This is a genomic window from Pseudomonas fluorescens, assembly GCF_000802965.1.
Taxonomy (GTDB): domain Bacteria; phylum Pseudomonadota; class Gammaproteobacteria; order Pseudomonadales; family Pseudomonadaceae; genus Aquipseudomonas; species Aquipseudomonas fluorescens_A.
The window spans coordinates 176,679-203,587 of the sequence record NZ_JSAK01000020.1 but is presented as its reverse complement, the minus strand read 5'-3'; the positions used below and the strand labels follow the sequence as shown (position 1 = coordinate 203,587).

The 26,909-nt window shown below is 59.8% G+C and carries 26 protein-coding genes; 15 read left to right on the top strand and 11 right to left on the bottom strand.

The features are described 5' to 3' along the window. Nucleotides 1–85: 85 nt before the first annotated feature. The 3 genes from NL64_RS18295 (at nucleotide 86) to NL64_RS18285 (ending at nucleotide 3,737) form a co-directional block, all read left to right on the top strand. Nucleotides 86–1,144 (top strand): PA0069 family radical SAM protein, encoded by a 1,059-nt coding sequence (locus NL64_RS18295; RefSeq protein WP_034149475.1) that lies wholly within the window; start codon nucleotides 86–88, stop codon nucleotides 1,142–1,144. 242 nt (nucleotides 1,145–1,386) lie between these two features. Then, on the top strand, nucleotides 1,387–2,118 hold the full coding sequence (locus NL64_RS18290) for a carbonic anhydrase (protein ID WP_034149474.1): 732 nt from the start codon (nucleotides 1,387–1,389) through the stop codon (nucleotides 2,116–2,118). Nucleotides 2,119–2,210: 92 nt separating this feature from the next. Next, nucleotides 2,211–3,737, top strand: coding sequence for a SulP family inorganic anion transporter (locus NL64_RS18285; protein ID WP_034149473.1), 1,527 nt, complete (start codon nucleotides 2,211–2,213; stop codon nucleotides 3,735–3,737). A gap of 105 nt (nucleotides 3,738–3,842) precedes the next feature. Here NL64_RS18285 and NL64_RS18280 read toward each other — a convergent pair whose 3' ends face one another. Further along, entirely contained in the window at nucleotides 3,843–4,493 is a 651-nt protein-coding gene (locus NL64_RS18280; protein WP_034149472.1) for a hypothetical protein, read from the bottom strand. Between the two features lie 370 nt (nucleotides 4,494–4,863). Here NL64_RS18280 and coxB point away from each other — a divergent pair, with 370 nt between their 5' ends. From coxB to NL64_RS18260, 4 genes are all read left to right on the top strand, one after another. Beyond that, nucleotides 4,864–5,991 (top strand): cytochrome c oxidase subunit II, encoded by a 1,128-nt coding sequence (gene coxB, locus NL64_RS18275; RefSeq protein WP_034149471.1) that lies wholly within the window; start codon nucleotides 4,864–4,866, stop codon nucleotides 5,989–5,991. Nucleotides 5,992–6,073: 82 nt separating this feature from the next. Then, nucleotides 6,074–7,660, top strand: a complete 1,587-nt coding sequence (gene ctaD, locus NL64_RS18270) for a cytochrome c oxidase subunit I (RefSeq protein ID WP_034149470.1) — start codon at nucleotides 6,074–6,076, stop codon at nucleotides 7,658–7,660. A gap of 165 nt (nucleotides 7,661–7,825) precedes the next feature. After that, nucleotides 7,826–8,377, top strand: coding sequence for a cytochrome c oxidase assembly protein (locus NL64_RS18265; RefSeq protein WP_034149469.1), 552 nt, complete (start codon nucleotides 7,826–7,828; stop codon nucleotides 8,375–8,377). A gap of 25 nt (nucleotides 8,378–8,402) precedes the next feature. Then, the gene (locus tag NL64_RS18260; protein ID WP_034149468.1) at nucleotides 8,403–9,290 is read left to right on the top strand and encodes a cytochrome c oxidase subunit 3; all 888 of its coding nucleotides are present in this window, start codon (nucleotides 8,403–8,405) and stop codon (nucleotides 9,288–9,290) included. Nucleotides 9,291–9,293: 3 nt separating this feature from the next. On the opposite strand, the gene NL64_RS18255 is transcribed toward NL64_RS18260, so the two are convergent. Beyond that, nucleotides 9,294–9,497: a twin transmembrane helix small protein gene (locus NL64_RS18255; RefSeq protein WP_008064738.1), complete on the bottom strand. Its 204-nt coding sequence runs from the start codon at nucleotides 9,495–9,497 to the stop codon at nucleotides 9,294–9,296. 70 nt (nucleotides 9,498–9,567) lie between these two features. Between NL64_RS18255 and NL64_RS18250 the strand changes: the two genes are divergently transcribed. From NL64_RS18250 to NL64_RS18230, 5 genes are read left to right on the top strand one after another with little or no spacing between them, the layout of a single operon-like run. Then, nucleotides 9,568–10,308, top strand: coding sequence for an SURF1 family protein (locus NL64_RS18250; RefSeq protein ID WP_034149467.1), 741 nt, complete (start codon nucleotides 9,568–9,570; stop codon nucleotides 10,306–10,308). Next, nucleotides 10,274–10,864 carry a hypothetical protein gene (locus NL64_RS18245; RefSeq protein ID WP_034149466.1) on the top strand — a complete coding sequence of 197 codons (591 nt, stop codon included), beginning with the start codon at nucleotides 10,274–10,276 and terminating at the stop codon, nucleotides 10,862–10,864. Before NL64_RS18250 ends, NL64_RS18245 begins: the two co-directional genes overlap by 35 nt. A 10-nt stretch (nucleotides 10,865–10,874) precedes the next feature. Then, nucleotides 10,875–11,948 carry a COX15/CtaA family protein gene (locus NL64_RS18240; protein WP_034149465.1) on the top strand — a complete coding sequence of 358 codons (1,074 nt, stop codon included), beginning with the start codon at nucleotides 10,875–10,877 and terminating at the stop codon, nucleotides 11,946–11,948. Next, nucleotides 11,936–12,835, top strand: a complete 900-nt coding sequence (cyoE, locus tag NL64_RS18235; protein WP_034149464.1) for a heme o synthase — start codon at nucleotides 11,936–11,938, stop codon at nucleotides 12,833–12,835. The genes NL64_RS18240 and cyoE overlap by 13 nt, the downstream gene beginning before the upstream one ends. Beyond that, nucleotides 12,832–13,467, top strand: a complete 636-nt coding sequence (locus tag NL64_RS18230) for an SCO family protein (protein WP_034149463.1) — start codon at nucleotides 12,832–12,834, stop codon at nucleotides 13,465–13,467. The genes cyoE and NL64_RS18230 overlap by 4 nt, the downstream gene beginning before the upstream one ends. 205 nt (nucleotides 13,468–13,672) lie before the next feature. On the opposite strand, the gene NL64_RS18225 is transcribed toward NL64_RS18230, so the two are convergent. From NL64_RS18225 to NL64_RS18215, 3 genes are all read right to left on the bottom strand, one after another. Then, nucleotides 13,673–14,443: a MetQ/NlpA family ABC transporter substrate-binding protein gene (locus NL64_RS18225; protein WP_034149462.1), complete on the bottom strand. Its 771-nt coding sequence runs from the start codon at nucleotides 14,441–14,443 to the stop codon at nucleotides 13,673–13,675. A gap of 72 nt (nucleotides 14,444–14,515) precedes the next feature. Then, nucleotides 14,516–15,190, bottom strand: a complete 675-nt coding sequence (locus NL64_RS18220) for a methionine ABC transporter permease (RefSeq protein WP_034149461.1) — start codon at nucleotides 15,188–15,190, stop codon at nucleotides 14,516–14,518. Continuing rightward, complete coding sequence (locus NL64_RS18215) at nucleotides 15,190–16,197, bottom strand: methionine ABC transporter ATP-binding protein (protein ID WP_034149460.1); 1,008 nt, start codon at nucleotides 16,195–16,197, stop codon at nucleotides 15,190–15,192. Before NL64_RS18215 ends, NL64_RS18220 begins: the two co-directional genes overlap by 1 nt. Nucleotides 16,198–16,406: 209 nt before the next feature. Between NL64_RS18215 and katE the strand changes: the two genes are divergently transcribed. Next, nucleotides 16,407–18,545 carry a catalase HPII gene (katE, locus tag NL64_RS18210; RefSeq protein ID WP_034149459.1) on the top strand — a complete coding sequence of 713 codons (2,139 nt, stop codon included), beginning with the start codon at nucleotides 16,407–16,409 and terminating at the stop codon, nucleotides 18,543–18,545. Between the two features lie 86 nt (nucleotides 18,546–18,631). Here katE and NL64_RS18205 read toward each other — a convergent pair whose 3' ends face one another. From NL64_RS18205 to zur, 4 genes are read right to left on the bottom strand one after another with little or no spacing between them, the layout of a single operon-like run. Continuing rightward, a complete protein-coding gene (locus NL64_RS18205; protein WP_034149458.1) occupies nucleotides 18,632–19,345 on the bottom strand; it encodes a PA5502 family lipoprotein in 714 nt (237 codons plus the stop codon). Between the two features lie 37 nt (nucleotides 19,346–19,382). Beyond that, nucleotides 19,383–20,171: a zinc ABC transporter permease subunit ZnuB gene (gene znuB / locus NL64_RS18200; protein ID WP_034149457.1), complete on the bottom strand. Its 789-nt coding sequence runs from the start codon at nucleotides 20,169–20,171 to the stop codon at nucleotides 19,383–19,385. Continuing rightward, nucleotides 20,164–20,949, bottom strand: a complete 786-nt coding sequence (gene znuC / locus NL64_RS18195; RefSeq protein ID WP_034149456.1) for a zinc ABC transporter ATP-binding protein ZnuC — start codon at nucleotides 20,947–20,949, stop codon at nucleotides 20,164–20,166. Before znuC ends, znuB begins: the two co-directional genes overlap by 8 nt. Beyond that, a complete protein-coding gene (gene zur / locus NL64_RS18190) occupies nucleotides 20,949–21,431 on the bottom strand; it encodes a zinc uptake transcriptional repressor Zur (protein ID WP_034149455.1) in 483 nt (160 codons plus the stop codon). The genes znuC and zur overlap by 1 nt, the downstream gene beginning before the upstream one ends. Before the next feature lie 66 nt (nucleotides 21,432–21,497). Between zur and NL64_RS18185 the strand changes: the two genes are divergently transcribed. Continuing rightward, nucleotides 21,498–22,418: a zinc ABC transporter substrate-binding protein ZnuA gene (locus tag NL64_RS18185; protein WP_034149454.1), complete on the top strand. Its 921-nt coding sequence runs from the start codon at nucleotides 21,498–21,500 to the stop codon at nucleotides 22,416–22,418. Between the two features lie 174 nt (nucleotides 22,419–22,592). On the opposite strand, the gene NL64_RS18180 is transcribed toward NL64_RS18185, so the two are convergent. Together NL64_RS18180 and NL64_RS18175 are read right to left on the bottom strand one after the other, a co-directional pair. Further along, on the bottom strand, nucleotides 22,593–23,546 hold the full coding sequence (locus NL64_RS18180; RefSeq protein ID WP_034149453.1) for a homoserine kinase: 954 nt from the start codon (nucleotides 23,544–23,546) through the stop codon (nucleotides 22,593–22,595). 57 nt (nucleotides 23,547–23,603) lie between these two features. After that, nucleotides 23,604–23,894, bottom strand: a complete 291-nt coding sequence (locus NL64_RS18175) for a DUF2782 domain-containing protein (protein WP_034149452.1) — start codon at nucleotides 23,892–23,894, stop codon at nucleotides 23,604–23,606. 74 nt (nucleotides 23,895–23,968) lie between these two features. Between NL64_RS18175 and polA the strand changes: the two genes are divergently transcribed. After that, a complete protein-coding gene (gene polA, locus NL64_RS18170) occupies nucleotides 23,969–26,773 on the top strand; it encodes a DNA polymerase I (protein ID WP_034149451.1) in 2,805 nt (934 codons plus the stop codon). Nucleotides 26,774–26,909 lie beyond the last annotated feature (136 nt).

The following is a 26,909-nucleotide window of genomic DNA, read 5'->3' as shown; positions in this document are numbered from 1 at the left end:
TATAAAAGTAAAAAGGTGCCGAACGGCAGTGGCATGCCGACAGATCCCGCGATACTGTATGCACATACAGCATAAGGACTCTTCCATGCAAACGCCCTTACCCCCTCGTGGTCGCGGCACCGCGACCAACCCGCACAACCGCTTCGCCCCCAATCGCTCGGTGACCGAGGATGACGGCTGGTATCAGGAAGTGCCGATGACTCAAGGCACCGAGGTGCGAATCGAGACGGCGAAAACCATCATTACCCGCAACACCTCGCCGGACCTGCCCTTTGATCGCTCGATCAATCCCTATCGAGGTTGCGAGCACGGTTGCATCTACTGCTACGCGCGACCCAGCCACGCCTATTGGGACATGTCACCGGGGCTGGATTTCGAAACCCGATTGATCGCCAAGACCAACGCCACGGATGTGCTGGAGCAACAGCTTTCCAAACGCGGCTATCAATGCGCGCCGATCAATCTCGGTTCCAACACCGATCCTTATCAGCCGATCGAACGCGAGTACAAGATCACCCGCCAAACCCTTGAAGTGCTGCTGCGCTACCGTCATCCGGTGACCATCGTCACCAAGGGCTCGCTGATACTTCGAGACCTGGATCTGTTGACCGAGCTTGCCAGCCAAAGACTGGTGGCGGTGATGATCAGCCTGACCACCCTCGACGACGAACTCAAACGCATCCTCGAACCTCGCGCCGCAGCACCGAAGGCTCGGCTGCGGGCGATCAGGGTCATGCGTGAGGCAGGGATTCCGGTGGGGGTACTGTGTTCACCGATGATTCCGATGATCAACGACAGCGAACTCGAAAACCTTCTCACCGAGGCCCAGGCGGCCGGGGCGCAGAGCGCTGCTTATATGATGCTGCGCTTGCCGCTGGAAGTGGCGCCGCTGTTCGAGGAATGGCTGGCCGCTCACTATCCGCAACGTGCTGCTCATGTCCTGAGCCTGATTCGCCAGAGCCGTGGTGGTGAGCTCTATGACAGTCGATTTGGCGCACGGATGCGCGGCGAAGGCCCTTTTGCAGACCTGTTGGCGCAGCGCTTTGCCAAAACCATCAAGCGTCTGGGGCTCAATCATCGGGAAAGTTTCAACCTGGACTGCGAAGCCTTCTGTCCGCCGGGTCGCCAAATGTCGTTGATTTAAGGACAATTGGCCTATGGTTTAGTATTGGGCAACGCGCCCAGGATTTAGGCTGGTCACTTTTTTTGTGACCTGGAACACACGTTTTAGAGCATTGATTCAGTTTGAGTTAAGATTCGGCCGCTACCTTGTTCATCGAGTGACTGATGGGTCGGGATCGTTGACCTGGATGTTTTTTAACCAGCCACTGGCTTCACACCGGACAAACGGGAAAGCTTCCCTGAATCCGCCAAAGAGGATGAATCATGAGTGACAAGGATAAACAGCCGTTGGCTGCGTCGGCTTCAGCCCAACCCGAGGCGGAAACCGCCGATGCAGCGCTGCAGCATATCGTTGACGGCTTTTTGCATTTTCATCACGAGATCTTTCCGCAACAGGAAGAACTCTTCAAAAAACTCGCCACCGCCCAGCGGCCGCGAGCCATGTTCATCGCCTGCGCCGATTCGCGCATCGTTCCTGAGTTAATCACCCAAAGCGCCCCCGGCGACTTGTTCGTCACCCGCAACGTCGGCAACGTCGTGCCGCCGTACGGGCAAATGAACGGTGGTGTGTCCACCGCCATCGAGTACGCCGTGCTGGCTCTCGGTGTGCATCACATCATCATTTGCGGGCATTCCGACTGTGGCGCGATGCGCGCAGTGCTCAACCCGCAAAGCCTGGAAAAAATGCCCACGGTCAAAGCCTGGCTTCGGCATGCCGAAGTGGCGAAAACCATGGTTCAGGACAACTGCAACTGCGCGAACGAAAGCGAAAGCATGCACATCCTCACCGAAGAGAATGTGATCGCCCAATTGCAGCATTTGCGCACGCACCCGTCGGTGGCCTCGCGCATGGCCAATGGTCAGTTGTTTATCCACGGTTGGGTCTACAACATCGAAACCAGCGAAATCAAAGCCTACGACGCTGACCAAGGTTGTTTCCTGCCGCTCAATGGCAGCCTGCCGATGCCGGTGGCGACGCCCAAAGCGCGCTTCTAAATACTCCTAAAAATCCCCGTGTGGTTTAGCCGTGGCTGCCGATCAGGCAGCCTGGCTTTGCCATGCCTGAAGAAAACTTCGGGAGAATCATTATGCGTGCTGCGCAACTCAAAGCTGTTCTGCCACGGGAGTTATTGGCTTCCGTGGTTGTGTTTCTGGTCGCCCTGCCCTTGTGCATGGGCATCGCGATCGCTTCAGGGCTTCCCCCGGCAAAAGGCCTGATCACCGGGATCATCGGTGGTTTGGTAGTGGGCTGGTTGGCGGGTTCGCCGCTGCAGGTCAGCGGCCCCGCAGCGGGACTGGCTGTGCTGGTGTTCGAACTGGTGCGCGTACATGGTGTGGCCATGCTCGGGCCGATCCTGCTGCTGGCGGGGTTTCTGCAACTGGTGGCCGGCCGGTTGAAACTGGGCTGCTGGTTTCGGGTGACGGCGCCAGCCGTCGTTTACGGCATGCTCGCCGGCATTGGCGTGCTGATCATCCTGTCCCAGGTGCACGTGATGCTCGACGCCGCGCCGAAACCCTCAGGGCTGGATAACCTCGCAGCGTTCCCAAGCGCCGTGGCTCAAGCCTTGCCTTCTTTAGGCTGGCAGGCCGGTTTGCTTGGGCTGGGGACGATCGCCGTGATGTGGCTGTGGGAAAAATTCCGCCCCCATGCCCTGCGTTTCGTTCCCGGCGCACTGCTTGGCGTCGGCCTCGCCACTGTTGCCAGCCTGGCCTTGGCGTTGCAAGTTAAACGGGTGGAAGTCCCGGCTAACCTGGCTGAAGCCATCGACTGGCTGAAACCGGCGGATTTGCTGAACCTGGCTGATCCCACGTTGTTGATTGCAGCGTTCGCAGTGGCGTTTATTGCCAGTGCAGAAACCCTGCTATCCGCCGCCGCAGTAGACCGCATGCACAGTGGCCAGCGTTCGGACTTCGATCGCGAACTGTCTGCCCAAGGAGTCGGCAATATGCTCTGCGGACTGCTCGGCGCGTTGCCAATGACCGGCGTAATCGTGCGCAGTTCGGCCAACGTGCAGGCCGGTGCTACCACCCGGTACTCGACGATTTTCCACGGATTGTGGCTGCTCGCGTTCGTGTTGTTGCTGTCGAGCGTGCTGCAAAGCATTCCGGTGGCGAGCCTGGCCGGCGTGTTGGTGTACACGGGATTCAAACTGGTCGACCTCAAGGTCTTTCGCGGTTTGGGTCGTTACGGCCGGATGCCAATGTTCACCTACGCCGCGACGGCGCTGGCAATCATATTCACTGACTTGCTGACCGGTGTGCTGATCGGCTTCGGCCTGACCCTGGCCAAACTGGCGTGGAAAGCTTCGCGCTTGAAGATCAGCCTGATCGACCTGCCGCAGGACGGCGAAATGGAGTTGCGTCTGGTAGGTGCAGCGACGTTCCTTAAAGTGCCGGCGTTGACGCAGGTACTGGGCAGCATTCCTGCCGGCGCGACGGTGCATGTGCCGCTCAATAATCTGAGCTACATCGATCACGCGTGTCTCGAATTGCTGGAGGAATGGGGTCGGGCCAATGCAGCGAAGGGTTCGAAGCTGTTGATTGAAGCGCGGGGGTTGAAGCGTCGGCTTGAAGGGCGGGTGAGGACCACCGCCGGAGTAGGTTCCACAGGATAAGCCTTGTAGGAGCCTGGCTTGCCGGCGATGAACGATAACGCGGTTGATCTGACAGACCGCGTCATCGTTCATCGCCGGCAAGCCAGCTCCTACAGAAATCTGGACTTATGCCACCGGCTGATCCAGCTCCAGGCCTACGCCCAGGCGGCGGGACATGCACGGCCAGCGTTTCCACGCGGCGCCGGTGTCCGGGCTGCTCAGCTTCTCGCGGTAGGCTTCGACCGACTCCAGCGCAAAGCTTTCTTCGTTGAGCATCTCGTCGATGGCGTGATGCACCGCCTCGTCCAGTTGGTTGGCAAATTCCTCACCGATCAATTGGTGAGCGATCAGGTTGGCGACAGTCATGTCCAAGGGGATCAGTGGCTGGCCGAAATGCTTGATGTACAGGTCGTTGACCTCTTCGACAAACCGGTGCGCCAGATAGGCCTCGTCCAGCAGGCTGTCGAGCCCGACGTGGCCGGCCATGATGGCAGGCGGCTGGAGGAAGTATTGCTCGGCGATTTTCAGTACCGGTTTGATCTGTGACTCAATGCCCGCTTCCCTGGCGACTTCATTGGCTGCATCCAGCAGATCAGGAACTTCGTCGATGTAGGCGGCGACAAAACGCGTCAATACGCCGTTGGCATCCGCTTCCGGCAGTTGGATCGCCGGGTGTAAATTAGGCAGTTTGGTTTCCAGCTGACGCGTCAGCAGGCCGGTCTCGGCTTCGTGTTGTTGGGCTTTTTGGATCTGCTCGCGCAATGCGGCGGTGTTCATGAAAACTCCAGGAAACAAGGCAATGAAATAGGAAAGACATAACTTAGCTGGCTTACGAAAAACGCTAAGACGCATTTGTCATAATTATTTCATCCTTGAGACATCGACGTTATATCGATTCGCCACCACTCGTCTGCATCCTTCTCCATTCGTGACCTGCAATGCAAGTTAATGCTGTTTCAGTAGATTTACGCCTTCACATTGCGAGGTGGGAGTCGCTGTCTATACTCGGGTTGGAATGGAGTTAGCTGATGACGCCCGACTGCATATGCAGCAAGGCCCGGCGATTCAAGTTCGTAGTCTGAAACAGCCGCTCCCTTGCCGCAGGTGAAAGCCGGCGGGATAACAAGAACGATAAGGGGAACCCGCAATGATGCGACATCCACATGTCTGGATGGGCCTCCTGTTGTGGTCGATTTTCAGTCAGGCGCAAGCGGCCTGGACTGTGAATATGGCGCCTGGAGCGACTGAAATCAGTCACGCTGTTTTTGACCTGCACATGACCATTTTCTGGATCTGTGTAGTGATCGGCATCATCGTCTTCGGCGCCATGTTCTGGTCGATGATTCTGCACCGCCGCTCGACCGGGCAGGTGGCGGCAAAATTTCATGAAAGCACCACCGTCGAAATCCTCTGGACCATCGTGCCCTTCATCATCCTGGTGGCCATGGCGGTTCCCGCGACGGCGACCCTGATCAAGATGTACGACGCCAGTGAGCCGGATATCGATATCCAGGTCACCGGCTATCAGTGGAAATGGCACTACAAATACCTGGGCCAGGACGTCGAGTTCTTCAGCAACCTGGCCACGCCCGCCGATCAGATCCACAACAAAGAAGCCAAGAGCGAGCACTACTTGCTCGAGGTCGACAAGCCTTTGGTGCTGCCGATCGGCGCCAAGGTGCGCTTCCTGGTGACATCCGCCGATGTGATCCACTCCTGGTGGGTACCGGCCTTCGCGGTCAAGCGCGATGCGATCCCGGGGTTCGTCAACGAAGCCTGGACGCGCATCGAAAAGCCCGGCATCTACCGCGGCCAGTGCGCCGAGCTGTGCGGCAAGGATCACGGCTTCATGCCGATCGTGGTCGAGGTCAAGGAAAAGGCCGATTACGAAAAATGGCTGGGCGAACGCAAGGCCGAAGCCGCGCAACTCAAGGAGCTGACCAGCAAGGAATGGACCCTCGACGAGCTCAAGGAGCGCGGCGACAAGGTTTATCACACCACGTGCGTGGCCTGTCACCAGGCCGAAGGTCAGGGATTGCCGCCGATGTTCCCGGCGCTCAAGGGCTCGAAAATCGCCACCGGACCGATCAAGGATCACCTGAGCATCGTCTTCCACGGCAAGCCTGGCACCGCGATGGCGGCGTTCGGCAAGCAGCTCTCGGAAGTCGATATTGCGGCGGTCGTGACCTACGAACGTAACGCCTGGGGCAACAACAAGGGCGACATGGTCACTCCGAAAGAAGTGCTGGAGCTGAAACAGGCGGAAAGCAAATGACCCGGTCCATTGCGCACGTAAGCAACCGGTCGGGGCAGCGCGCCCCGGCCCGCCCAGCCCATTCGTTGACAGGAGAAAGGCCATGAGCGCCGTCATCGATGACCATGGTCATGCCGACCACGCCCACGGCCCCGCCAAAGGCCTGATGCGCTGGGTGCTGACCACCAACCACAAGGACATCGGCACGCTGTACCTGTGGTTTGCGTTTTCCATGTTCCTGCTCGGCGGCTCGTTCGCGATGGTGATTCGTGCCGAGCTGTTCCAGCCCGGGCTGCAAATCGTCCAGCCGGAATTCTTCAACCAGATGACCACCATGCACGGTCTGGTGATGGTGTTCGGTGCGGTGATGCCGGCCTTCGTCGGCCTCGCCAACTGGATGATCCCGCTGATGATCGGCGCGCCGGATATGGCCCTGCCACGGATGAACAACTTCAGCTTCTGGTTGTTGCCGGCGGCGTTCATCCTGTTGGTGTCGACCCTGTTCACTCCCGGCGGCGGACCTAACTTCGGCTGGACGTTCTACGCCCCGCTGTCGACGACCTACGCACCGGAAAGCGTGACGTTCTTCATCTTCGCCATCCACCTCATGGGGATCAGTTCGATCATGGGCGCGATCAACGTGATCGCCACCATCCTCAACCTGCGCGCCCCCGGCATGACGCTGATGAAGATGCCGCTGTTCGTCTGGACCTGGCTGATTACCGCATTCCTGCTGATCGCGGTGATGCCGGTGCTGGCCGGGTGCGTGACGATGATGCTGATGGACATCCACTTCGGCACCAGCTTCTTCAGTGCTGCCGGCGGCGGTGACCCGGTGCTGTTCCAGCACGTGTTCTGGTTCTTCGGTCACCCCGAGGTGTACATCATGATTCTGCCAGCCTTCGGTGCCGTCAGCTCGATCATCCCGACCTTTTCGCGCAAGCCGCTGTTCGGCTACACCTCGATGGTCTACGCCACGGCCAGTATTGCGTTCCTGTCGTTCATCGTCTGGGCGCACCACATGTTCGTGGTCGGCATTCCGCTGGTGGGCGAACTGTTCTTCATGTACGCCACGTTGCTGATCGCCGTGCCGACGGGCGTGAAGGTGTTCAACTGGGCCAGCACCATGTGGCAAGGCTCGCTGACCTTTGAGACGCCGATGCTGTTTGCCGTGGCGTTCGTGATCCTGTTCTCCATCGGCGGGTTCTCGGGGCTGATGCTGGCCATCGCCCCGGCGGACTTCCAGTACCAGGACACTTACTTCGTGGTCGCGCACTTCCACTACGTACTGGTGCCGGGGGCGATCTTCGGGATCTTCGCCTCGGCCTACTACTGGCTGCCGAAATGGACCGGCCACATGTACGACGAAACCCTCGGCAAGCTGCATTTCTGGCTGTCATTCATCGGCATGAACATGGCCTTCTTCCCGATGCACTTCGTGGGGCTGGCGGGAATGCCGCGGCGGATTCCGGACTACAACCTGCAATTCGCCGACTTCAACATGGTGTCGTCGATTGGCGCGTTCATGTTCGGCACCACGCAGCTGTTCTTCCTGTTCATCGTGATCAAGACCATTCGCGGCGGCCCGCCGGCACCGGCCAAACCATGGGATGGGGCTGAAGGGCTGGAGTGGAGCATTCCGTCACCCGCGCCGTATCACACCTTCACCACGCCGCCGGAAGTGAAATGAACACTGCAAGCCTTATGGGCGCGGGCTCTTGTGGCGAGGGAGCTTGCTCCCGCTCGGCTGCGAAGCAGACGAAAAGCTTTTGGGGCCGCTCCGCGACCCAGCGGGAGCAAGCTCCCTCGCCACAGTTTCGCGTTCCCACAGGGTTTTGTGTGGAGGGCGTGAATCATGGCTGATTCGATTTCGATGAAGAAGCTGGTCACTCGGCTATTGCTGGTGGTGGTCGCGATGTTTGTCTTCGGCTTTGCCCTGGTGCCGATCTACGACGTGATGTGCAAGGCGTTCGGCATCAATGGCAAGACTGCCGGGCAGTACGAAGGCGAGCAAACGGTCGATACCTCGCGGCAGGTTCGCGTGCAGTTTCTGTCGACCAATTCCGCCGACATGTCCTGGGATTTTTATCCCAAGCACGATGAACTGACGGCCAACCCCGGGGCGGTGAACGAGATGATCTTCATTGCACACAACCCCACCGACAAGCCGATGAGCGCCCAGGCCGTTCCAAGCATCGCGCCCAGCGCAGCGGCGGCGTACTTCCACAAGACCGAATGTTTCTGCTTTACCCAGCAAGTGCTGCAACCCGGGCAGCGGATCGAGATGCCGGTACGTTTCATCGTTGACCGCGACATGCCCAAGGATGTGAAGCACCTGACGCTGTCCTACACGCTGTTCGATATCACCGCCCGACATCCACCGGTCGCAGTAAACACTGGCGGTTGAGCGTGCCCGATAAGGAGAACAATAAATGGCAACTCATGAGCATTATTACGTTCCGGCCCAGAGCAAATGGCCGATCATCGCCACAGTCGGGATGTTCGTCACGGTGCTCGGCCTGGCCACCTGGTTCAACGATCTGAAAGCAGCGCGGCCGGAATCCCATGGCCCGCTGATCTTTTTCGTCGGTGGCCTGCTGCTGGCTTACATGCTGTTCGGCTGGTTCGGCACGGTGATCAAGGAAAGTCGCGGCGGCTTGTACAGCGCCCAGATGGATCGCTCGTTCCGCTGGGGCATGAGCTGGTTCATTTTCTCGGAGGTGATGTTCTTCATCGCCTTCTTCGGCGCGCTGTTTTATGTGCGCCACGTCTCCGGGCCGGCCCTCGGCGGTGAAGGCGCCAAAGGCATTGCGCACATGCTATGGCCGAACTTCGAGTTTGTCTGGCCACTGCTGAACAACCCGGATTCCAAACTGTTTCCGCCACCCAAAGACGTCATCAGCCCTTGGGGCTTGCCGCTGCTCAACACCGTGCTGCTGGTGAGTTCCAGCGTGACCGTGACCATCGCCCACCACGCCTTGAAAAAGGGCCATCGCGGCGCGCTGAAACTCTGGCTGGCGATCACCGTGTTGCTGGGCTGCGCGTTCCTCGGCTTTCAGGCCGAAGAATACATCCACGCCTACCACGAACTGGGCCTGACCCTGGGCTCGGGCATCTACGGGGCGACGTTCTTCATGCTCACCGGGTTCCACGGCGCCCACGTGACCATCGGCACCATCATCCTGTTCGTGATGCTGATGCGGGTCATGCGCGGGCACTTCGACAACGAGCACCAATTCGGTTTCGAGGCCGCGAGCTGGTACTGGCACTTCGTGGACGTGGTGTGGATCGGGCTGTTCGTTTTCGTCTACGTACTCTGAGTGCTACCACGGCGCATGTGACACCAACTGGCCGCTGAAAAAACCCCAGGCAATCAAGCCGACGGTAATGGCGGCCAGCGCTACACGGACACTCAAGGCAATGACGAGGCGGTTCGAGCTGCTGTCGTCCTTGACCAGAAAAAACAGGCCGCTGAACAGGCTGACAACCGTGGCAATCAGCATCAGGACGATGGCTGCTTTGAGCATGGTGAGACTCCGGGGGACAAGCGATGCACTTGAGTATAGCTATCGCGATGACCGACTTTCTGGCGATGCCATGAAGCGCTTTCGGCCGGGCATTGTGCCGACGCTGGTGGTGGCGCTGTTGCTGCCGCTGCTGGTGTCGCTCGGGTTCTGGCAATTGAGCCGGGGCGCGGAGAAAAGCGCGCTGCTGCAAAGCTACGCCGAGCGCCGGGCCGCCGAACCGATGGCCAGTACCGAGCTGCAACACACCGCAGACCCAGCCTTTCGCCGGGTGCGCCTGCACGGCCATTTCGACGCCGCCCACAGTCTGCTGCTGGATAACCGCCAGCGCGACGGCAAGGTCGGGGTCGAGTTGCTGCAACCGTTCCAGGATCAAGCCACCGGGCTGTGGCTGCTGGTCAATCGTGGCTGGCTGCCATGGCCGGACCGTCGCACTCCGCCGCAATTTACCACACCGACCAATGCCTTGAGCGTCGACGCCTGGGTCTACGTATCTCCCGGTGCGACGTTTCAATTACACGCGGACCCGAGCACCACCGCTTGGCCACAACTGATTACGGCGGTCGAGCCGGCGAAGCTCTGGACAGCCCTCGACCGGGACGGCTTCGCCTACGAATTACGCGCAGAAACCGGACCCGCTACTTACCAGGCCGATTGGCCCGTGGTTGCCATGGGCCCAGAAAAACATATCGCTTATGCCGTGCAGTGGTTCGCCATGTCGATCGCCCTGCTCGGTCTTTATCTCTACCTCGGCTGGCACAACGCAAAGGAGAAACACCATGGGAGCGGCCATGAATCCACCCAGCATGTCTGAGGCGAAAACGCCGAACCGGCGCAAGGGCCGTTTGCAGCTGCTGCTGATTCTGCTCGGGGTGATCGGTCCGATGATCCTCGCCACCGGCATGTACAAATTGCAGTTCTGGGTGCCGGAAGGTCGCAGCTATCACGGCGAACTGATCGGCAATGGCCAGACCCGCGCCGACCTTGGGGTGCAGGCCGATGATCAGCGCTGGCAATTACTGGTGACGGCGCCGAAGGATTGTTGGGTGGATTGCCAGCAACTGGTGTACCTGGCGCGGCAGGTCCAGATCGGCCTCGGTCGCGATGCCGGGCGTGCCAGTCACGCATTGGCGGCGGCACAACCACTGAGCAGTGATTACGACGCCAAGCTCACCCGTGAGTATCCGCAATTGCAACGCTACCCCATGGATCTGACCACCTTCAGCAAGACCACGGGTGACCAGGCCGTGCCGCAGCTGTGGATCATCGACCCTCACGGCAATCTGGTGCTGCGCTACGACCCGTCGGTCAAGGGCAAAGACCTGCTCAACGACCTGCGTCACCTGCTGAAACTGTCGAACATCGGATAAGGGCATCGTCATGGCCAAACCTGGATTTCGCCTCGCGCTGTTTGCCACCTTGCTGGCACTGATTGTGGTGTTGCTCGGCGCCTACACCCGCCTGACCCACGCCGGCCTCGGTTGCCCGGATTGGCCGGGCTGTTATGGCTTCATCAGCGTGCCGAAAAGCGAAGCGCAACTGGCCCATGCCGAATTGCATTTTCCTGATACGCCCGTCGAAGCCCACAAGGGCTGGAACGAGATGATCCACCGCTACTTCGCCGGCACGCTCGGGTTGCTGATCTCGGTGTTGGCCGGGCGCGCCTGGGTTCATCGTCGGCATCCGGGGCAACCGGTGAAATTGCCGTTGTTCCTGTTGGCGGTGGTATTCGCCCAAGCGGCGTTCGGCATGTGGACGGTGACGCTCAAGCTCTGGCCGCAAGTGGTGACCGGGCATTTGCTCGGCGGCTTTGCCACATTGAGTCTGCTGTTTTTGCTCACACTGCGGCTGTCCGGCGTGCTGCCAGCGCTGACCGTCCCACGGCGTTTGCAGTATTGGGCGACTGCCGGGCTGCTGCTGGTGATCGGGCAAATCGCCCTCGGCGGCTGGGTCAGTTCCAATTACGCCGCCGTGGCCTGCATCGACTTTCCGACCTGCCACGGCCAATGGCTGCCCCCTGCAGACTTCGCCAATGGCTTTCACCTGACCCAACACATCGGCCCGAACTACCTCGGTGGGCAACTGGACAGCAACGCCCGCACCGCCATTCACCTGACTCACCGTATCGGCGCGTTGCTGGTGACGCTGGTGCTGCTCGGCCTGGCCTGGCAACTGAAGGTGGTTGGCATGACGCGCCTGGCAGGCCTGGTGCTGATTGCCCTCGCCGCACAAATCACCCTGGGCATCAGCAATGTGCTGTTTCATCTGCCACTGCCGGTGGCTGTCGCGCACAACGCCGGGGGCGCCGCGCTGCTGCTAACGATGGTGCTGGTCAATTATCACGCGCGAACCAGTCTGGTTCGGGTCAAGCAGCCGACACGCTGGCGCTTCAGCCCGCGTAAACATTCAGCCGGGCCCATAACAATAAAAGGAGAGATGCCATGGCGATTCTGATCGGCGAACGTCACAGTCAGGCGATCTGGCGTGATTACCTGGAGCTGACCAAGCCGAAAGTGGTGGTGCTGATGCTCATCACCTCGCTGGTGGGGATGTTCCTCGCGACCCGCGCCGGGGTGCCGTGGACGGTGCTGGTGTTCGGCAATCTGGGAATCGCCTTGTGTGCCGGTGGCGCGGCAGCGGTCAATCATGTGGTGGATCGGCGGATCGATGCCGTCATGGCGCGCACCCACAAACGCCCTTTGGCTGAAGGCCGGGTGTCACCGGCCGCGGCGCTGACCTTTGCCTTGGTGCTGGCGCTGCTCGGCCAGGCCTTGTTGCTGGCCTTCACCAATCCGCTGACCGCGTGGCTGACCCTCGCCTCCCTGCTCGGCTACGCGGTGGTCTACACCGGTTTTCTCAAGCGTGCGACGCCGCAGAACATCGTCATCGGCGGCCTGGCCGGTGCCGCTCCACCACTGCTCGGCTGGACCGCTGCCACCGGCCATGTCAGTGCCGAACCGCTCCTGCTGGTGCTGATCATCTTCGCCTGGACCCCACCGCACTTCTGGGCGCTGGCGATCCACCGCAAAGAGGAATACGCCAAGGCCGACATTCCGATGCTGCCGGTCACCCACGGCGAGCATTACACCAAGCTCCACATCCTGCTTTATACCGGCGCGTTGCTGGCCGTCAGCCTGATGCCATACGTGATCCACATGAGCGGCCTGCTCTACCTGATTTGCGCCATCGTCCTCGGCGCGAGGTTTCTGCAATGGGCCGTGGTGCTGTACCGTGGCACTCGGCCGCACGCGGCGATCAACACCTTCAAGTACTCTATTTACTACTTGTTCCTGCTGTTCATCGCCCTGCTCGTAGACCACTACTTATTGTTGAACCTATGACCCGAACCCAGAAAACCGTCTTCATTCTCGTCGCCATGATCGCGCTGGTCCTGGGCCTGACCATCAACAAAGTGCTCTCCGGCAAAGGCCAGGGCGACCCGACGGCACTGATCGACGCTGGCATTATTTTGTTGCCACAAAGCCGCAACCTACCGGACGTGACGATGACCGATCAGGACGGCAAACCTGTGGCTATCAACGAACTGAAAGGTAAGTGGAGCCTGCTGTTTTTCGGCTACACCTTCTGCCCGGACATCTGCCCAACCACCCTCGCCCAACTGCGCCAGATCAAAAGCGAGTTGCCGCCGGAGGCTGTGGACAAGTTGCAGATCGTGCTGGTCAGCGTCGACCCGAATCGTGATACGCCGAAACAACTCAAGCAGTACCTGGGTTACTTCGACCCGCAGTTCATCGGCCTGACGCCGACGTCTATTGAAGAACTGCAGAAAGTCGCCAACGCGGTGAGCATTCCGTTCATCCCGGCGGATACCAGCAAGCCGAACTACACCGTCGATCACAGCGGCAATCTGGCCGTGATCGGGCCGGACGGGACGCAGCGCGGGTTCATTCGGGCGCCGTTGAATAATGTGAAGCTGGTGGCGCAATTGCCGGTGATGCTCAAGCGTCAGTAATCACTACGCGTTGCGCCTACGGGGAAATGCATAACCCTGTAGGAGCCGGCTTGCTGGCGATGGTCGTTAGCGATAATGCGTGTGGCCTGGATAAACGCGGCGCACTTGGCTCCATCGCCAGCAAGCCGGCTCCTACAGGGGCTGTATTTCAGGCATAAAAAAATGGGGCGCATTCAATGCGCCCCATTTTTGTTACCGCTTCAGATCAGAACGCCGGCACGACCGCGCCTTTGTACTTCTCAAGAATGAAGGCTTTCACTTCAGGGCTGTGCAGTGCAGCAACCAGTTTCTGCATCGCGGCGCTGTCCTTGTCTTCCGGACGAGCGACCAGGATGTTCACGTAAGGCGAGTCGCTGCCTTCGATGACCAGCGCATCCTTGGCCGGATCAAGCTTGGCTTCCAGCGCGTAGTTGGTGTTGATCAGGGCCAGGTCAACCTGGGTCAGCACGCGCGGGATGGTCGCGGCTTCCAGTTCGCGGAACTTCAGGTCTTTACTGTTCGCGGTGATGTCTTTGACGGTCGACAGGATGTTGGTCGGATCCTTCAAAGTAATCAGGCCGGCCTTGGCCAGCAGCAACAGCGCACGGCCGCCGTTGGTGGCATCGTTCGGGATCACCACGTTGGCGCCGCCCGGCAATTCGGTCAGCGCTTTGTACTTGCTGGAGTAAGCGCCCAGCGGTTCCAGGTGCACGCCGGCCACGGAAACCAGGTTAGTGCCCTTGGCCTTGTTGAACTCATCGAGGTACGGCTGGTGCTGGAAGAAGTTGGCGTCCAGGCGTTTTTCGGCAACCTGTACGTTCGGCTGGATGTAGTCGGTGAAAACTTTTACCTTCAGCTCCACGCCTTCTTTGGCCAGGGCCGGTTTAACGAACTCGAGGATTTCCGCGTGTGGGACCGGGGTCGCCGCGACAGTCAGGGTGTCGGCGTGGGCGGAAAAGGCTGCAACGGCAGCGAATGCGACGAGTAGTTTTTTCATACAGCTAACTCCTTGTGGGTGCCCGCTTGCGGCGCCCGTTTGGCGCCTGCCAGCGAATGGCCGGCTCATTGATCATTTACGAGAGAAGTGGACAACCAGTTTGTCGCCGACGGTTTGCAGGACCTGTACCAGCACCAGCAGCAACACCACCGTGACCACCATCACGTCAGTCTGGAAACGCTGGTAACCGAACCGGATCGCCAGGTCACCCAGCCCACCCGCGCCGACTACACCGGCCATTGCCGTGTAGGACACCAGTGTAATGGCTGTCACCGTAATCGCCGCAAAGATGCCGGGACGGGCTTCAGGCAGCAAGGCATTGGTGATGATCTGCCGCGTCGTTGCGCCCATGGACTGAGTCGCTTCGATAATGCCGCGATCCACTTCACGCAACGCGGTCTCAACCAATCGTGCGAAGAACGGCGTGGCGCCCACCACCAATGGCGGGATCGCACCCGCGACACCGAGGGACGTACCGGTGATCAACACCGTGAACGGAATCATCACGATCAGGAGAATGATGAACGGCAGCGAACGCAGGATGTTCACCACCAGTGACAGCATCGCGTACACGCCTTTGGCCTCGAGCAACTGACGCGGGCTGCAAAGGAACAGCAACACGCCCAGCGGCAGGCCCAGCAATACCGTGAACAACAGCGAACCGCCGAGCATCAGCAAGGTGTCGCCGGTGGCCAGCCAGATTTCGAACCAGTCGATGTTGGCGAAGAAAGTAGTCAGGGCTTCCATTAGCGCAGCACCTCCATGTGGACGTCGGCTGCGGTGAAGCGGGCGAAGGCCGCTTCCATGTCACCACCGGTCACGGCCAGGGTCAGTTGCCCGTAAGGGATGTCTTTGATGCGATCGATGCGACCGGCCAGGATGCTGTAGTCCACACCCGTTTCGCGAGCGACGGTTCCGAGCAGCGGCGCGTAGGTCGCTTCGCCCTGGAAGGTCAGACGTACGATGCGACCCGGCACGTGAGCGAAGTCATCGCGCTGTTCGCCTTCGTCGATCTGTTCGTCTTCTTGCACGAAGCGCTTGGTGGTCGGGTGTTTCGGATGCAGGAACACATCGGCCACCGTGCCTTGCTCGACAATCACGCCAGCGTCCATCACGCCAACCTGGTCGCAGACCCGGCGGATCACGTCCATTTCATGGGTGATCAGCACGATGGTCAGCTTCAGCTCGCGATTGATCTCGGCCAGCAATTGCAGGACCGACGCCGTGGTTTGCGGGTCGAGGGCGCTGGTGGCTTCATCGCATAGCAGAATTTTCGGCTTGGTCGCCAGGGCGCGGGCAATGCCGACGCGCTGCTTTTGCCCGCCGGACAATTGCGCCGGGTACTTGTTGGCGTGGTCGGACAAACCCACCCGCGCCAGCAATTCGGCGACGCGCTGGTCGATTTCAGCACGGGACATTTCACCCGCCAGCGTCAGCGGCAGCGCGACGTTGTCGGCAACGGTCTTGGATGCCAGCAGGTTGAAGTGCTGGAAGATCATCCCGACTTGTTGACGGAAACGGCGCAGGCCGTTGGCGTCGAGCGCGGTGACTTCTTCGCCGTCGACGAAGATCTTGCCGCCACTGGAGTTCTCCAGGCGATTGATCAGACGCAGCAGGGTACTTTTTCCCGCACCGGAGTGGCCGATGAGGCCGAAGACCTGGCCGTTCTCAATCGTCAGACTGGTCGGGTGCAGGGCGGGGATATCCTTACCGGCGACGCGGTAGGTTTTATGGACGTTTTGAAACTCGATCACGTAGCGAACCTTGTGGGGCGCGTTGGAAAAGGATCAGCGGTTAGCCGGGCGCGCATTTTAGCCTGTCCGTATAGAGGTTCTTAGCATTTATTTCGCATTCATCCAGTCATTTGGCAATAACGCGATCAAAGGTCAGATAAAAGGAACGGCTAAAACCCTCATCAGTCACTACTTAAGCATCTCGAAAATACCCCGAGGAGTTACGCCTGATGAGTACGAAAAAGCCTGCCGCCCCCAAGAGCGCACTGGCCGGGACCGATACCCCGGACCGCAGCAACACCAACACCAAACTCGATAGCCTGGAAAACTTCCGCTCCGACGCCACCGGCCAGGCCTTGCGCACCAATCAAGGCGTGAAGGTGGCGGACAATCAGAACACCCTGAAGGTCGGCGCCCGTGGGCCGTCGCTGCTGGAAGATTTCATCATGCGTGAAAAGATCACGCACTTTGACCATGAACGCATTCCCGAGCGCATCGTGCATGCGCGGGGTACGGGCGCCCATGGTTTCTTCCAGTCCTACGAGAACCACTCCGTCCTTACCAAAGCCGGTTTCCTACAAGATCCTGGGAAGCAGACACCCGTGTTCGTTCGGTTTTCTACCGTGCAGGGCCCCCGTGGTTCCGGCGATACCGTGCGCGATGTACGTGGGTTTGCCGTGAAGTTCTTCACCGACGAAGGTAACTTCGACCTGGTGGGCAACAACATGCCGGTGTTTTTCATTCAGGACGCCATCAAGTTTCCGGATTTCGTCCACGCGGTAAAACCCGAACCGCACAACGAGATTCCTACCGGCGGCTCGGCCCACGATACGTTCTGGGACTTTGTTTCGTTGGTCCCGGAATCAGCGCACATGGTGATCTGGGCCATGTCCGACCGGGCCATCCCGAAAAGCCTGCGCAGCATGCAGGGCTTCGGCGTGCACACCTTCCGGTTGATCAACGCCGAAGGTAAATCGCGCTTTGTGAAATTCCACTGGCGTCCTACAGCCGGCACTTGCTCCCTCGTGTGGGACGAAGCGCAGAAACTGGCGGGCAAAGACACCGATTACCACCGTCGCGATCTCTGGGAAGCCATCGAAATGGGGGACTATCCGGAGTGGGAGCTGGGCGTCCAGGTCATCGAGGAGGAAAACGAACACGCCTTCGATTTCGACATCCTCGACCCCACCAAGCTGATTCCCGAAGAGCTCGTCCCCATTACGCCGCTGGGGAAAATGACCCTCAACCGCAATCCGGACAATTTCTTCGCTGAAACCGAGCAGGTCGCTTTTTGCCCAGGGCATATCGTGCCGGGGATCGACTTCTCCAATGATCCGCTGCTACAAGGTCGGCTGTTTTCCTACACCGACACGCAGATCAGCCGACTCGGTGGACCGAATTTTCACGAAATCCCGATCAACCGTCCGGTAGCACCGTTCCACAACGGTCAGCGCGATGCGCTGCACCGCACCACCATCGATAAGGGTCGCGCCTCCTACGAGCCGAATTCCATCGACGGCGGCTGGCCGAAAGAAACCCCGCCCGCCGCTCAGGACGGCGGCTTCGAGAGTTATCCGGAACGTATCGACGCCAACAAAATCCGCCAGCGCAGCGAGTCGTTCAGCGACCACTTCTCCCAGGCGCGCCTGTTCTTCCACAGCATGAGCAAGCACGAGCAAGAGCACATCATCTCGGCCTATAGCTTTGAACTGGGCAAGGTTGAACGAGAGTTCATCCGTGCGCGTGAGGTCAACGAGATCCTCGCCAACATCGATCTGGAGCTGGCCAAGCGCGTGGCGCAGAACCTCGGCCTGCCTGCGCCAAAAGCCGGAACTGTCGACGTGCCAAAAATCTCTTTGGAGCGTTCGCCAGCCCTGAGCCAGGCCAACCTGCTGCCGGGCGATATCAAAACCCGCAAAGTGGCGATTCTGGCGGCCAATGGCGTTGATGGCGCCGCGATTGATGCAATGAAAAAAGCGCTGGAAGCCGAAGGTGCGCACGCTAAATTGCTCGGCCCTACCTCGGCTCCGGTCACCACCGCCGACGGCAAAATGCTGCCGGTGGATGCATCGATGGAAGGCATGCCGTCCATTGCCTTCGACGCGGTGTTCGTACCCGGAGGTGCAGCGTCAATCAAGTCGCTGAGCGCGGACGGCGTTGCGTTGCACTACCTGCTTGAGGCCTACAAACACTTGAAAGCGATCGCGTTGCATGGCGAGGCGAAGCAGTTGCTGGATGTGTTGAAGCTGGAGGTTGATGCGGGGTTGATCGTGGGCACGAATGGCAAATTGGCCAAGCCGTTTTTTGCGGCGATTGGGCAGCATCGGGTTTGGGATCGGGAGCCGAAGGCGAAGGCGATTCCGGCGTAATAAAGCAAAAGATCGCAGCCTTCGGCAGCTCCTACAGGGTAATCACCCATCTCTGTAGGAGCTGCCGCAGGCTGCGATCTTTTCTTTTAAGGCTTACGCGGACTCAACACCATCTGCGCCGGAACGCTGCGAATAATCTGCCGCTCCAGGTTCAGGTCAAATTGCGGATCGAGTTTCTTCACTCGCTTGGTCAGCAAATTCGCCAACCACGGATAGTCATCCGTGCGCGGCGCCTGAATGCTCACATCACACTGAAAATTCACTACATCGGCGGCGATAGCGTCCAGTTGACGACGCAACTTGGCCATATCGTTGATGTTCAACGCAACGGTGGTGCTTTCAGCCGTCGGGTCGATGACCTTGGCTTTGGGCTGGGCTTCGGCAGCCTTGAGGGCGGCTTCGGCTTTTTCCAGTTCAGCTTTGCGGGCTTGAGCGATGGAGCCGTTGACGCCACCGGTCAGCGCCGGAGCCTTGGGCATCAACGCGCGGGCACGGGCCAAAGCAGTGGCCGCGGCATTCACGTCGCCTTTTTGCAACACAATCTGACTGCGCATCAGATAGGCCTCGGCCAATTGCCGCTGATATTGCTCAAGGGATTGATCGTTGGGCGATTCGGCCTGCAAAGCCGCCAGCTGATCTTCGGCCGTGGCCAACTCGCTGCTGGCGAGGCTTTGCTCAAGCTGTGCAATGGCCGTGGCCCGCGCATCGGTGGCCTCAGTGGCCGCCGGTGGCGTGCTTTGGCAAGCGCCCAGCAGCAAAGAAAATGCGACAAGGAGCAGATAACGGGAGGCGAACTTCATTCCTGCGACTCTCTATTTGCGCAAAAAACGAGCAAGTCTACACCCCTCGACGGGGCAGAACAAAACTCAGCAGAAACAGCGCGGCGGCCGTTACCACGATCGATGGGCCGGCGGGGGTGTCCTTGAACCAGGACAGCGCCAGCCCGCCGCATACGGCGAGTATGCCCAACAGGCTCGCGCCCAGTGCCATCTGCTCCGGTGAGCGAGCGTGACGTTGCGCCGCAGCCGCCGGGATGATCAGCAACGAAGTAATCAGCAATACACCGACGATTTTCATCGCCACTGCAATTACCACGGCGATCAGCAGCATCAGCGCCATGCGCAACCCCGCCACGGGCAGGCCTTCGACCCGCGCCAGTTCCTCGTGCACGGTAATTGCCAGCAATGGCCGCCACAACGTCACCAGCAACCCCAGCACCGCCGCGCTGCCGCCGAGAATCCAGGCCAGATCGGTCGGGCTGATCGCCAGCAGGTCGCCGAACAGATACGCCATCAGGTCGATCCGCACTTCGTGCATGAAGCTTAGTACCACCAGCCCCAAAGAGAGGGTGCTCGGTGCGAGAATTCCCAAAAGCGTGTCAGACGCCAGCGGTTGGCGCTGTTGAAGGGTCACCAGCAACACCGCCAAGAGCAAACAGCCTACGGTCACTGCAACGGTCGGGCTGACATCCAGCAGGAAGCCCAATGCCACACCCAGCAAAGCCGCGTGGGACAGGGTGTCGCCAAAATAGGCCATGCGCCGCCAGACCACGAATGAACCCAGCGGTCCCGCGACCACTGCCAGAGCCAGACCTGCGAGCAGGGCGTAAAGCAGAAAATCAGCCATGCTTGCAGCTATCTCCGTGGACATGGTTATGGCCCGACGCGGGCGCCTTGACCACCGAACCGTGCAGGTCGTGGGCGTGGTCGTGATGGTGGTGATAAATCGCCAGACTCTGTGCGTTTTTTCCGAACAGCTCGACGAAGGCCGGATCTCCACTGACCTGCTCGGGGTGGCCGGAGCAGCAGACATGGCGATTCAGGCAAACCACCTGATCGGTTGTGCTCATCACCAGATGCAAATCATGGGAAACCATCAACACCCCGCAACCGTGACGGTCACGCAGGCGGGTGATCAGGCTGTAGAGTTCGGCCTGGCCGGCCACGTCGACGCCTTGTACAGGCTCGTCGAGCACCAGCAATTCCGGTTCGCGCAACAAGGCCCGGGCCAGCAAGACACGCTGCATTTCACCGCCGGAAACACTTTGCACCGGGCTGTCGATCACCTGCTCGGCGCCGACTTCCTTGAGTGCCGCCAATGCCATCGCACGGTCGACACCGGGAACCAGGCGCAAGAAGCGCAGCACCGAGAGCGGCAGGGTCGGATCGACGTGAAGTTTTTGCGGCATGTAGCCGACGCGCAGTTTCGGCTTGCGCCAGACAGTGCCACTGTCCGGTTTCAACAAGCCGAGCACGGCGCGCACCAGCGTAGTCTTGCCGGCGCCATTGGGGCCTATCAGGGTGACAATCTGCCCCGGCTCGACGCTCAGCTCGATGTTATCCAGCACACTTTGCCCGGCAAATGTGACGGCAACCTGCTCGAGGCGGATCAGCGCGTTGCTCATCAAGCCCCCTGGCAACCCGAGCACAGCCCGATCACTTCGACGGTCTGAGCTTCGACGACAAACCCGACATCTTTGGCGCTGTCGACGATCGCGTCGCTGATGGATTTCTGTTCGAGCTCAATGGCGGCGTGGCAGTCGCGGCAAATCAGGAACTGGCCCTGGTGCGCGTGCTCCGGGTGATTGCAGCCGATGAAGGCGTTGAGCGATGAAATGCGATGAACGAGGCCGTTTTCCAAGAGGAAATCCAGCGCGCGGTACACGGTCGGCGGCGCAGCGCGGCGGCCGTCCTGCTCGCTGAGCACGGCGAGGATGTCGTAGGCGCCCAATGGCTTGTGGCTTTGCCACACCAGTTCCAGCACCCGCCGGCGCAAAGCGGTCAGACGCAGCCCCTGGCGTGCACACAGGGCATCGGCCTCCGACAGAGCGCTGTGAACGCAATGAGAGTGGTCGTGGGGACGGCTGGCAATCGGTGTTTTAGGCATGAGCGGCGACGAGTTTTGTGAGAGACGTTATTATGTTACCCGTTCTCGCCTCTTCGAGTAGTCATCGTGCCCCGACTTTTTTCTATCTTTGTCGCATTTATCGCAAGTTTTCTGCTGATCGGTTCAGCGCAAGCCGAGGTCAAAGTCCTCACCAGCATCAAGCCGCTTCAACTGATCGCCGCAGCCGTGCAGGACGGCGTGGCGATTCCGGAAGTGTTGCTTCCGCCCGGCGCCTCACCGCACAACTATGCCTTGCGCCCGTCCGACGTACGGAAGGTGCAATCGGTGGATCTGCTGTACTGGATCGGGCCGGACATGGAAGGTTTCCTGCCCCGCGTGCTGAATGGTCGTACGCTGCCGAGCGTTGCCGTGCAGGATTTGCCGGGGCTGAAGCTTCGTCATTTCGCTGAAGACAACCATTCCCACGCCGAAGAAGCCGACGAGCATGATCATGATCACCGTCCCGGCAGCCTCGACGCGCATTTGTGGTTGTCGCCGATCAATGCCCGGGTGATCGCCACGAAAATGGCGGCCGACCTGAGTGCTGCCGATCCGGAGAATGCCGCGCGCTATCAGAGCAACCTCAAGGCCTTCGACGAACGTCTCGATGCGCTCGATCTGCGCCTGAAGAAACGTCTGACAGGAATTGAGGGCAAACCCTACTTCGTGTTCCACGAAGCCTTCGACTACTTCGAAGACGCCTACGGTCTCAAGCATGCGGGCGTGTTCAGTGTCGCGGCCGAAGTGCAACCGGGCGCCCAACACGTCGCGGCCATGCGCGCGCGGTTGCAGGAAGTCGGCAAGACCTGCGTGTTCAGCGAACCTCCGTTGCGCCCGCGCTTGGCGGAAACCCTGGTGGCGGGCCTGCCGGTGAAACTGGCGGAGCTGGATGCGCTAGGCGGGTACACGCCTGCGACTGCACAGGGGTATGAGCAGGTATTGGAAAAGTTGGGGAATGATCTGGCGGGGTGTCTGGAGTCGTTGTAACCATCGAAAAAGATCGCAGCCCTTGTCGGAGCCGGCTTGCTGGCGATGGACTCAAGCACGCCGCGTTTAGCCAGGCCATACGCGTTATCGTTAACGACCATCGCCAGCAAGCCGGCTCCTACAGGGTTTCGCATTTCTCTGTAGGAGCTGCCGCAGGCTGCGATCTTTTGCTTGTTAGAGGGCAAACGGCAACGGCGTGCTGACTTTCTGCCGCTGCGCCAAGCGCAATTGAAACTCCATCGGATCATGAATCAACACGTCCTGCCCGGCAAAAGATTCCGCCGCGATCAAGCGTGAAAGCCAGAACCGCACACACGCCACTCGCAGCATGGTGGGCCACAATTCGGCCTCGGCAGGCGTAAACGGCCGCAGCGCCGCATAAGCTCCCAGCAATGCCCGCGCCCGCGGTCCGTCAATCAAACCATCATCGTCCGAACACCAGTCATTCAAGGCAATCGCCACGTCGTAGAGCATCGGCCCCGAACAGGCGTTGTAGAAATCGATCAGCCCGGTCAGGTGCGTGCCTTCGAACATCGCGTTATCGCGAAACAAGTCCGCGTGGATATTTGCCCGAGGCAGCGCCAGAATTTTCTCTTTCTGCTGAGTGATTTCGTCCAGCGCCCGTTGCAGCAGCGCTCGCGGCTCATCATTCAGGTGCGACAAAAACTCCGTGCCCTCTTCCAGCATCCAGTCCAGGCCACGATCGGTTTTGCGCTTGATCATGTTTCCCGCCTGAGTGGCCAGGTGCAGATGCGCCAGCAACTCGCCCACCTGCGCGCAATGTTGCGCGTTGGCCTGCTTGATGTGCTTGCCGGCCAGGCGCGGTTGCAACAAAGCAGGCTTGCCGGCCAGCTCACGCAACGCCACGCCGTCAGTGGTACGCAGGGCGTAAGGCACCGGCAGGTCGGCTTCGTGCAGCACATCGAGCAGTTCGATGAAGAACGGCATCTCCTGAACCGGACCACGCTCGACCAGCGTCAGGACGAATTCGCCCTGCTCCAGGCTGATAAAGTAATTGGTGTTTTCGCTACCGGCGGCAATCCCCTGGAAATCAAGCAGGCGGCCGAGGCCATAAGGGGCGAGAAAAGCTTCCAGCTCGGGCCGAGCCAGGGGGGTGAACACAGACATGTTTAAACTGCCAGTACGGGCGCCGCTCTAGGACCAGCGCCGATTGAAATTAAGAAACTATTTCCACTCAAAGATCTTCCACGACGGAATCAGCATATCCGGCTGATCCGAGCGGATAAAGTTTGCATCTGTACCGTCCGCGCGCACCAGGAAATACGGTGGTGCCCCCTTCGGCGTGACCTTGATCGCGTACAGGAAACCATTTTGGCGGTATTCCTGAATGACCTTGTCTCCTTCCGTGCGAATCGTGACTTCAGGCTCCGGAGTCGGCGCATCGTCCGCCGCCATGACGGCCAGTGGAACGGTTGCAAACAAGCCAGCCAGCAACAGGCGATTTAGTGTGCGCATGATAACCTTGTCCCTTTGTCGTCAACGGTCCCGCTATTCTAGCGCCGGACCCGCCGAAAAGGTTGATCCTGCTCATGAGCCAAGCCCCCCTCGTCCTGGTGGACGGTTCTTCTTACCTGTACCGCGCCTTTCACGCGTTGCCACCGCTGACCACATCCAAAGGCCTGCCGACCGGTGCGGTCAAGGGCGTGTTGAACATGCTCAAGAGTCTGCGCAAGCAGTACCCGGACAGTCCGTTCGCCGTGGTGTTCGACGCCAAGGGTGGGACTTTTCGCGATGACTTGTACGCCGAATACAAGGCCAACCGTCCGAGCATGCCCGATGACATGCGCGTGCAGATCGAGCCACTGCACCAGAGCGTGATCGCCCTGGGCTTCCCGCTGTTGTGCGTCGAAGGCGTCGAGGCCGATGACGTGATCGGCACCCTGGCCCGCAGCAGCGCGGCCGCCGATCGTCCAGTGGTCATTTCCACCGGCGACAAGGACATGGCACAGCTGGTCGACGGCCACATTACCTTGGTCAATACCATGACCGGTAGCAGCATGGACGTGGAGGGCGTGAAGGAGAAATTCGGCGTCGCTCCCGAGCAGATCATCGATTATCTGGCGCTCATGGGCGACTCGTCCGACAACATCCCGGGCGTACCGGGTATTGGTCCGAAGACGGCTTCCGGTCTGCTGGTGGGCGTCAACGGCGGCCTGACCGAACTCTACGCGCAGCTCGATATCGTGCCGACCCTACCGATTCGCGGCGCCAAAACCCTGCCGGCCAAGCTCGAAGAGCACAAGGAAATGGCGTTCCTGTCCTATCAACTGGCGACCATCAAGGTCGACGTTCCGTTGGACATCGGCCTCGATGACTTGAAGATGGGCGCGGAAGATCCGGACAAACTCTACGAGCTGTACACCCTGCTGGAATTCAAGAGCTGGATAAACGATCTGCAACGGGATGCCAAACGAATTGAACTGAGCGCTGCCGCCGCGCCAGAGCCGGCCGGCGATCTGTTCAGCGCCGCCGAGGCCGCAGCACCGGCGGCCGTCGTCGAAGCCGCGTATGAAACCATCCTCGACCAGGCACGTTTCGATGTCTGGCTGGAGAAACTGAACAACGCCAAACTGTTCGCTTTCGACACGGAAACCACCGGCATCGACGCCCAGCAGGCGCAACTGGTGGGTCTTTCGTTCGCCGTGAAGGCCAACGAAGCAGCCTACATCCCGCTGACCCATTCCTACATCGGTGTACCCGAGCAACTGGATCGCGACACCGTCCTGCGTGCCCTCAAGCCGATTCTGGAAGACCCGAACAAACTCAAGGTCGGCCAGCACGCCAAGTTCGACATGAACATCCTGGCCAACTGCGCCATCGGTGGCGATCAGGCCAACGGCATCACCGTGCGTGGCATCGCTTTCGACACCATGCTCGAATCCTACGTGCTCAATTCCACGGCCACTCGCCATGACATGGACAGCCTGGCGCTGAAATACCTGGACCACACCACGGTGAGCTTCCAGGACATCGCTGGCAAAGGCGCGAAGCAGCTGACTTTCGACCAGATTGCTCTTGAGCAGGCCGGGCCGTACGCCGCCGAGGATGCGGATATCACCCTGCGTCTGCATCAGGCGCTATTCGAGAAGCTCAATGCTATTCCAAGCCTGGCCAGCGTCCTGACCGACATTGAAATCCCGCTGGTGCCGGTGCTGGCGCGTATCGAACGTCAGGGCGCGTTCGTTGATGCTGCCCTGCTGGGCGTGCAAAGCATCGAACTGGGCGACAAGATGGTCGCGCTGGAGCGTGAAGCCTTCGAAATTGCCGGTGAAGAATTCAACCTGGGTTCGCCCAAGCAGCTCGGCGTCATCCTTTACGAAAAACTCGGCCTGCCGGTGCTGAAGAAGACCGCCAAGGGTCAACCGTCCACCGCCGAAGAAGTGCTGGCCAAACTGGCCGAGGACGACTACCGGTTGCCTAAAGTGCTGATGGAATACCGTTCCATGAGCAAGCTGAAAAGCACTTACACCGATCGCTTGCCGGAACAGATCAACCCGCGCACCGGGCGGATTCACACCTCGTATCACCAAGCGGTAGCGTCCACCGGGCGCCTGTCGTCCAGCGATCCGAACCTGCAGAACATCCCGGTGCGCACTGCCGAAGGGCGTCGCATCCGTCAGGCCTTCGTCGCGCCGACCGGTTACAAACTGCTGGCGGCGGACTATTCGCAGATCGAGCTGCGGATCATGGCGCACCTGTCCCGGGACGAAGGCTTGATGAACGCCTTCCGCCACAACCTGGACGTGCACACCGCAACTGCCGCCGAGGTGTTCAAGGTCGAGCTCACTGACGTGACCTCCGACCAGCGCCGCAGCGCCAAGGCGATCAACTTCGGTTTGATCTACGGCATGGGCGCGCAGAAGCTGGGCAAGGACATTGGCGTCGATACCAAGACCGCCAAGGCCTACATCGACACTTACTTCGCCCGTTATCCCGGCGTTCGCGAGTACATGGACCGCACCCGTGCGCAGGCGGCGGATCAAGGCTTCGTGGAAACCTTCTTCGGCCGCCGGTTGTACCTGCCGGAGATCAACTCCAACAAACCGCAAGAGCGCGCCGCCGCCGAGCGCACGGCAATCAACGCCCCGATGCAAGGCACCGCGGCAGATATCATCAAGAAAGCCATGGTCGCTGTGGATAACTGGCTATCCACGTCAGGCATTGATGCCAAAGTCATCCTTCAAGTGCACGATGAACTGGTGCTTGAGGTGCGTGAAGACCTGGTCGAGCAGGTCAGCGAAGAAATTCGTCTGCACATGAGCGGCGCGGCGAAACTGGATGTTCCGCTGCTGGTTGAGGTTGGCGTGGGCAATAACTGGGATGAGGCTCACTGAGCCGTCTGAAACAGGCGCTTTCTGCTGCGGCATACTGCCGCGGCAGAAGGGGTATAGGGCGTTTTATCCGGAAACTGCGTCGGCTTATTCCAAACACATTAGAAAATATTCTGAACTAATCGGCGGTTTCGCCACT

Coding starts and splice junctions, on each gene's coding strand:
- NL64_RS18295 (WP_034149475.1), top strand. CDS start 86: ATGCAAACGCCCTTACCCCCTCGTGGTCGCGGCACCGCGACCAACCCG.
- NL64_RS18290 (WP_034149474.1), top strand. CDS start 1,387: ATGAGTGACAAGGATAAACAGCCGTTGGCTGCGTCGGCTTCAGCCCAA.
- NL64_RS18285 (WP_034149473.1), top strand. CDS start 2,211: ATGCGTGCTGCGCAACTCAAAGCTGTTCTGCCACGGGAGTTATTGGCT.
- NL64_RS18280 (WP_034149472.1), bottom strand. CDS start 4,493: ATGAACACCGCCGCATTGCGCGAGCAGATCCAAAAAGCCCAACAACAC.
- coxB (WP_034149471.1), top strand. CDS start 4,864: ATGATGCGACATCCACATGTCTGGATGGGCCTCCTGTTGTGGTCGATT.
- ctaD (WP_034149470.1), top strand. CDS start 6,074: ATGAGCGCCGTCATCGATGACCATGGTCATGCCGACCACGCCCACGGC.
- NL64_RS18265 (WP_034149469.1), top strand. CDS start 7,826: ATGGCTGATTCGATTTCGATGAAGAAGCTGGTCACTCGGCTATTGCTG.
- NL64_RS18260 (WP_034149468.1), top strand. CDS start 8,403: ATGGCAACTCATGAGCATTATTACGTTCCGGCCCAGAGCAAATGGCCG.
- NL64_RS18255 (WP_008064738.1), bottom strand. CDS start 9,497: ATGCTCAAAGCAGCCATCGTCCTGATGCTGATTGCCACGGTTGTCAGC.
- NL64_RS18250 (WP_034149467.1), top strand. CDS start 9,568: ATGAAGCGCTTTCGGCCGGGCATTGTGCCGACGCTGGTGGTGGCGCTG.
- NL64_RS18245 (WP_034149466.1), top strand. CDS start 10,274: ATGGGAGCGGCCATGAATCCACCCAGCATGTCTGAGGCGAAAACGCCG.
- NL64_RS18240 (WP_034149465.1), top strand. CDS start 10,875: ATGGCCAAACCTGGATTTCGCCTCGCGCTGTTTGCCACCTTGCTGGCA.
- cyoE (WP_034149464.1), top strand. CDS start 11,936: ATGGCGATTCTGATCGGCGAACGTCACAGTCAGGCGATCTGGCGTGAT.
- NL64_RS18230 (WP_034149463.1), top strand. CDS start 12,832: ATGACCCGAACCCAGAAAACCGTCTTCATTCTCGTCGCCATGATCGCG.
- NL64_RS18225 (WP_034149462.1), bottom strand. CDS start 14,443: ATGAAAAAACTACTCGTCGCATTCGCTGCCGTTGCAGCCTTTTCCGCC.
- NL64_RS18220 (WP_034149461.1), bottom strand. CDS start 15,190: ATGGAAGCCCTGACTACTTTCTTCGCCAACATCGACTGGTTCGAAATC.
- katE (WP_034149459.1), top strand. CDS start 16,407: ATGAGTACGAAAAAGCCTGCCGCCCCCAAGAGCGCACTGGCCGGGACC.
- NL64_RS18205 (WP_034149458.1), bottom strand. CDS start 19,345: ATGAAGTTCGCCTCCCGTTATCTGCTCCTTGTCGCATTTTCTTTGCTG.
- znuB (WP_034149457.1), bottom strand. CDS start 20,171: ATGGCTGATTTTCTGCTTTACGCCCTGCTCGCAGGTCTGGCTCTGGCA.
- znuC (WP_034149456.1), bottom strand. CDS start 20,949: ATGAGCAACGCGCTGATCCGCCTCGAGCAGGTTGCCGTCACATTTGCC.
- zur (WP_034149455.1), bottom strand. CDS start 21,431: ATGCCTAAAACACCGATTGCCAGCCGTCCCCACGACCACTCTCATTGC.
- NL64_RS18180 (WP_034149453.1), bottom strand. CDS start 23,546: ATGTCTGTGTTCACCCCCCTGGCTCGGCCCGAGCTGGAAGCTTTTCTC.
- NL64_RS18175 (WP_034149452.1), bottom strand. CDS start 23,894: ATGCGCACACTAAATCGCCTGTTGCTGGCTGGCTTGTTTGCAACCGTT.
- polA (WP_034149451.1), top strand. CDS start 23,969: ATGAGCCAAGCCCCCCTCGTCCTGGTGGACGGTTCTTCTTACCTGTAC.